This window comes from Arenibacter algicola (genome assembly GCF_018860365.1).
GTDB classification, from domain to species: domain Bacteria; phylum Bacteroidota; class Bacteroidia; order Flavobacteriales; family Flavobacteriaceae; genus Arenibacter; species Arenibacter algicola_B.
On the sequence record NZ_JAHKPO010000027.1, the window covers coordinates 22,687 to 30,048 of the forward strand.

The window sequence follows — 7,362 nt, forward strand, 5'->3', positions numbered from 1 at the left end:
AATGAAGACGTCCAAACTTTCAGTAGGACAGCTTTGTCTATGTTGTCGAAAATTATTTTAAGTTCCTAATTATGGGCACCACAACAGGTGATGGAAAATTTATATAGGCATGGTAAGGTGTATATCAGATCCCGTTGGACGATGCCAAAACTATAGTTCTTCACAAGGCAGGAATAGAATATTTCGATATCTGGTTACTGATAACACCCCTTCATTTATCCTTTACTTCTTAAATCTTCATTTCACCTACATAATTTTGAATCTCACAACATTTATACGAATTGTCTTACACGTATTTTGATATTCGCATAATTCTAAAATATCAATCTACCATTCAATGAATGCAATTACCAAAACCCCCACAAAGTTCAGTTTATTTAAAATTACATTATTAACACTATTGCTAAGTGGCACATTCTTCCTAAATGCCCAATCCCCTGGAGGAGTGTCATCTAACATTTCACTGTGGCTAAAAGCCGATACAGGAACTAATACCACGTTAGATGGCCAAGTAATTTCAACTTGGGGCGACCAGTCTGGCGGAGGCTATGATATGAACGAGGCTGTAACCGGTCAGGGTCCACAATTCCTCTCCAATGGAATAAACTTTAATCCTGCGGCAGATTTTGTAAACGTTAATAATGGGCATTTGGAGAATATGCAAAACATCAATCCAGATGTGCTAGATCCCAAGCAAATTTATATCGTTTATGATTTAGATGGTGAACCAGCCCACAATTTACTGGGTAACGATAATAATTTCTACGACACCCAAGTTGGGCCAACAGGGATATCCGGTGATGGAGTAGAAAATACCTCACATTCAGTGACTGCATCAACTGATGCGCCACATATTTTGGTCGCAGACTTGAATCACGGGGTTGCCAATGGTTCATTTTCCCGCGTAGATGGGACTCAATTTAGCAATTTTACGTATGCCAATGCCAATGATGGAGCAACTACAACAGCGTTGGGAAAGGGACATCTTACAAACACCTCCACTTTTCAAGGAAATATTACCGAGGTCATTATTTACGGCGGTGGCGCTTTACCTACAGGTACGGAACGTCAACAAATTGAATCCTATCTGGCATTAAAATACGGTATTACATTGGACCAGACTACCCCTACGGATTATTTGGCTTCTGATGCCACGGTAATTTGGGATGCATCCGGAAATACGGGATATACAAACAACATAATTGGTATCGGTAGAGACGATAATAGTGGCTTAAATCAAAAGGTGTCAAAATCCGTCAACCAAGATGCATTACTCACAATTGCCCTAGAGGCAGATTTTACTTCTGTGAATGGTGATTTAGGTCGTACTACGAACCACAGTAATGACAAACAATTTGCAATGGTAGCCCATAATGGGGCTGCCATAACTGCACAAAACACAGAAATAGATGCCGCTTCAGGTTTTAACCTACGTTTGGCACGTGAATGGAAAATAGATGCTACCAACTTTGCCCAAAATGTAAGTGTAAAATTTGAAGGTTTTGATGAATCTTGGTCGGTGATAGCCACGGTAGACGGAGATTTCAGTTCAAATGTGGAAATTGTAGGATCTTTAAATGCCGGTGGTGAATTAACGACTCCTAATCCCCCGGCGAAGGGTACGGTATTTACCTTGGCAAAGTTTCAAGAAGCACCAGGAGGAGTTTTTGCAGATTTGAATCTTTGGTTAAGGGCGGACCAAGGCCTCGTGGGAAGTTCCAATGCGAGCGAATGGACAGACCATTCGCCTAACGACAACAATGCGGTGCAGGCTGCAGGGGGCAAACAACCTATGATTTCAGAAAACGCTACCAACTTCAATACTAGTATCGATTTTGACGGTACTGATGATATCATGAATTTCGATAATGACCTTGGACTTAATGGGGATAAAGCTTTTACCATATTTGGTATCATGCAGATGCCCACAGTACCGGCAAAATCTGCGATTATTGCCACTGATGGTTGTGGCGATGGTTTTGCCTGGTACCAAGAAAATGCTGGTGGAGACCCAGGGAAAATAGCGGTTACTCAATGCGGTACTGCTGGGAGCTTGGGTAATTTGGCAATCGCCGGAGAGACCACCATGCGCATGGTTTCGCGCGCAAATGCAGGATCTCATGTATTTCTTAAGGAGGGTGGAAGCCTAGTAAATGGGGATGCATATACGTTTACATCTGCCAACATGGTACTCGGGGAGACCAATGGCCTATTTTCGGATATCCGCCTTTCGGAATTAGTGGTATTTAATCGGGAGTTGTCCGTGAATGAATCGTATCAAGTACACTCGTACTTGGCCCTAAAATATGGTATCACATTAGACCAGGCAATAGCTACGGATTATGTGGCCTCAGATGGTACTGCAATTTGGAGCGCCACGAACAATGTGGGCTACACTTCTGATATTTTTGGTATTGGTCGTGATGATGCATCAGGTTTAAATCAAAAAATATCAAGGTCTGCGAATGATGCAGCGGGTCCAATATTAGCTACAATTCAAGATTTTACAGCTGCCAATAGTGATGGTATTCGTAACAGTTTGGGCGATGGTAATTTTATAATTATGGCCCATAATGATGCAACATTAAATTCGTTTGCTTCCAATTTTGACGATGGTTCCAATAATAGAACGGATCGCGTTTGGAAAATACAGGAAACAGGTGTTGTAGGTACTATCTATGTAGCTATTCCAAAGGCAGCTATTAGTTTTCCTTCAGGAATTCCAGCCTTAATCCTTTCTTCCGACGAAACATTTACCAAAGAAGATACGGTCATCAATCTAAATGATGATGGAACTAACTATTGGGTCGCTATGGATGCCACTGATGCACAGTACATGACCTATGCCAGTGTTGATGCTGGCTTTACCTTGAACAAGACCACGTTGACGATCGATGAAGATGGAGGTACGGGAACTTTTACCGTGGTATTGGATGCAGAACCTACAAGCGATGTGGTCTTGGACATTACCAGTGATGATACTGATGAGGCTACAGTAGATAAGGCTTCCTTGACTTTCACCACCGAAAATTGGAACACGCCACAGACAGTGACTGTAACAGGTGTAAATGACGATATCGATGGTGATGACACTACCAGCATTACCATTTCTGTGGATGATGATAGTTCTGACAATGTCTTTGAAGCATTGGACGATCAGACTGTGGATATAACGGCAACCAATGACGATACCTCAGGGTACAATCTAAGTGAAACGACATTGACCGTTGCGGAGAATGCTGGAACAGGGACCTTTACCATAGTCCTTGGAAGTGAGCCCGTAAGTGATGTCGTATTCGATATTTCAAGTGATGCTATCGCCGAGGCTACAGTCTCATCATCACAACTGACCTTTACTTCTGCAAACTGGAATGTTCCACAAACCATTACAATAACTGGAGTTGATGATACCGATAATGGAAATGATTCCGCTACGATTACCATCGCTGTAAACGATGCTGGTTCAGATGACACTTATGATTCCCTAGATAATCAAACAGTAGCCGTAATCTTAACTGACGAAGGAGATAATCTTCCGGTATTTACAAGTCCGTCAAATGCTTATGATGTTTCTTCAGCAACGTATTTAACAAGTGAAAGCTATGATTTTGGTGCTAAAGAAACCAATGGCTATGGACTTGCCTTTAATAATGATGGTAGCAAGATGTATGTGGTTGGTAGAAATAGTGATACGGTTCATGAATATGTCCTATCCACGCCTTATAACCCATCTACCGCTGTATTCTCTACTGAATTTTATGTTGGTAACGAAGAAGCCAATCCAGCCGAAGTAGTTTTCAACCAAAGTGGTACAAAAATGTTTGTTACAGGAGCTAGTAGTGACCTTGTAGTAGAATATGATTTAGCTAGCGCATTTGATGTTTCAACTTCTTCGCATACAAGTGGTGCAGATTTTAATCTTTTGCCAACAGTCGGTTTTTCCAAAGCCATTAGTTTTAATGACGTTGGAACCAAAATGTTCGTATTGGATTTAGCCACTAAAAGTGTTTTTGATTATAATTTGAGTATTGCCTATGATGTTTCTACCTCTGTTTATGCAAATAAGTCTTTCAATATTGGCGGAGAGCATTCAAATCCTCAAGGAATGAGCTTTAATGCCGACGGAACTAAAATGTACATTATCGGCAACGGAGATAGTTCACTGGGAAATGCTGATGATGCGATAGTAGAATATGAGTTGAGTGCAGCCTTCGATATTGATACTGCTGTATATACCGGTGATGACCAGGAATTAAAGGTTGGGTCGCAAGATGGGCAACCAATGGATATTGTTTTCGATAGTACTGGGAATTTTGTGTTTGTTTTAGGTTATAACGGGAATAAGGTACACAAGTATGCCATTCAAAATTCTGTTCAGTTTGAAGAAAATAGCACAGCAATAGTAACTGATATTAATGCCAGCGACGGCGATGGTGGATCCAGTGATTCTGGAATTACCTATAGCCTCCCTAAACTTGGTGATAATGATTACTTCGACCTTGATACAGCAACAGGTGAACTTACCTTTGCAACTGCCCCGGATTATGAAGATCCTCAAGATACAGATGCCGATAACATATATGTGGTTACTGTAATTGCTACTGATAATAATGGTGATGCTGAAATTAATATAGACATTGAAGTAACAGATGTTGATGAAATAGACCCTAGTCTAGTACTTACCGGTGATGCAACCAGGTCTACCGGTGAAACCAATTGTGTATATACCGTAGATGGCACTGAATTTGACCCTAGCACCGCCACCGATAATAGTGGTAGCTTGGCTTCGTTAACGTATTCCCTTCAGGCATTAGCTCCAAACCCTAATTTGGTTTCGGAAGATTTTAACTCGGGTAGCTGGGACGCCAACAATTTTGAACTAGGTACCAATACAGGTTCTGTGGTTGACGGAGCTTATAAAAGTGATACCAGTAGCCGGGGTACCCTTAGGACTGTAGCAGAATTTACCCCTACCCTAGCGAATCCTTTACATGTTTCGGCTACGCTGAGTTTTACCAGTGGTAGTGGTGAGGCCATAGCTTTTATAGGAACAAGGAGTACCGGTGAACAGCCCTCAGGACAGTTCAATGCAGAGCCACAAGGTTTAAATCTACGTATCCATAATTTTAATGATGGACAAACAGGTACCTCAACTGGGTACGATTTGCAACCCCGACCAGGGAATGCCTTTTACACTGATCCAGTTCGATTTGAAATTATAGATGATGGTGCTACTATGAACGTAACAATGACCAATTTGGTTACAGATGTTTCGTATTCATTCAATTTCAATTCTACGGATACTACAGGATCTAATAGAGTAGTTTTCTCAGGTGGTAATGCAGCCTCATGGGATGATATCCTAATAAGTTTTGGAGCTCATGAATATGTTCAAGAGTACCAAACGGGCAGTAATTCCTTAGCCGGTTCAACGCTGGGTCTAGGCGAGAATACAATTGTTTGGACAGCCACCGATGCGGAAGGAAATGAAGTAAGCGATTCGCAAATTATTACCGTGGAAGATACCTTTGACCCTGTTGCTGTGACCCAAAATATTACTGTTACCCTAGATCACAATGGCGGGGCAACCATCACCCCTGCAGAAATCAATAATAACTCAACCGATAACTGCGGTATTGATACAATGACCCTTGACAAGCAAAATTTCACTGCTAGTGATACAGGCGAAAATACAGTAACACTAACCGTTACAGATAGCAATGGTAATTCTAATTCAGAAACCGCTGTTGTAACCGTAATAAATAAAGATGTAAACAATGACGGCTTACATGATGATGCTTTTGTAACCATCTGGAAAACCGATAATGATGGGGCTTCCAATAGCACTTCAATAACTATACCTACTAAAGGTACCGGATATAACTATGATGTAGATTGGAATGGAGACGGTATTTTTGACGAGTTTAATCTTACTGGCACTGTTACCCATGATTATGGTTCTGCAGGAACCTACGTTGTACAGATTAAAGGTGATTTCCCAACAATCTATTTTAATAATAGCCACGATAACGACAAGGAAAAAATAGTAGGTCTACGTCAATGGGGCGCCATTGAATGGGAATCTATGAAAAAGGCATTCTCAGGATGTGCAAATCTAATGGGCTATGCAATAGATGTACCTAATCTATCTGCCGTAACAGATTTGAGTTATATGTTTGAGAGAGCCACTTTATTCAATCAGGATATTGGTTCTTGGAATGTGGATAATGTAAACAACATGGTAGGAGTTTTTTATCAAGCTACTTCCTTTAACCAAGATATTAGTTCATGGAATGTAGACAATGTAATGCTAATGGCAGGTATGTTTGCCAATGCTACTGCATTCAATCAAAATATTGGCTCTTGGAATGTAGCCAATGTTATTACTATGGAGGCAATGTTTACGGGAGCTTCAGCTTTTGATAGCGATCTAAATACATGGTCTGTTGGCAATGTGACCAATATGGAATTTATGTTCGAGGGTGCCACTGCCTTTGATGGTGATATAAGCGCTTGGAATGTAGGTAATGTAACCTTAATGAGCGATATGTTTGCCGGCGCAACTGCTTTCAACAGTGACTTAAGTGCTTGGAATGTTGGCAATGTAACCCATATGTCCGGGATGTTTAGATCAGCCACCTCTTTTGACCAAGATTTAGGGTCTTGGGATATCAGTAGTATGACGCGGATGGATGATATGTTTACCGATGCAGGTTTATCTATTGATAACTATGACAAACTATTGAATGGTTGGAGCACCTTAGATTCAGGTGAAACTCAGATTCCAACTACTATTGTTTTTGATGCAGGATCTAGTCAATATTGTGCCGGTGAGTCGGCCAAAAGTAGTTTGGTAACAGACTATGGTTGGACCATTACCGACAGTGGTAAATATTGTGATACTGATTTGGATGGAATATTGGACGATGTGGATAACTGTCCATTAATCGCCAATACTGATCAAGCCGATAATGATACGGATGGAGAAGGAGATGTTTGTGATACTGATGATGACAATGACGGGACTCCCGATACGGAAGATGCCTTCCCATTGGATGAGGATGAGGATACCGATACCGATGGTGACGGAACCGGAAACAATGCGGATACCGATGACGATGGTGACGGAACGCCGGATACAGAGGACGCTTTCCCATTGGATGAAAATGAGGATACCGATACCGATGGTGATGGTACGGGGAACAATGCGGACACCGATGACGATGGTGATGGCACCCCTGATACAGAGGATGCCTTCCCATTGAACGAGGACGAGGATACCGACACCGATGGTGATGGAACTGGTAATAATGCCGATACCGATGATGACAATGACGGAACTCCTGATACGGAAGATGCCTT

1 protein-coding gene is annotated in these 7,362 nt (G+C 41.6%); it reads left to right on the forward strand.

What is annotated here, in order from left to right; genetic code table 11:
* Positions 1-337 precede the first annotated feature (337 nt).
* Positions 338-7,362, forward strand: a 7,025-nt coding sequence (locus KO529_RS21155) for a BspA family leucine-rich repeat surface protein (protein ID WP_215949854.1), incomplete at its 3' end; no start/stop codon positions are given.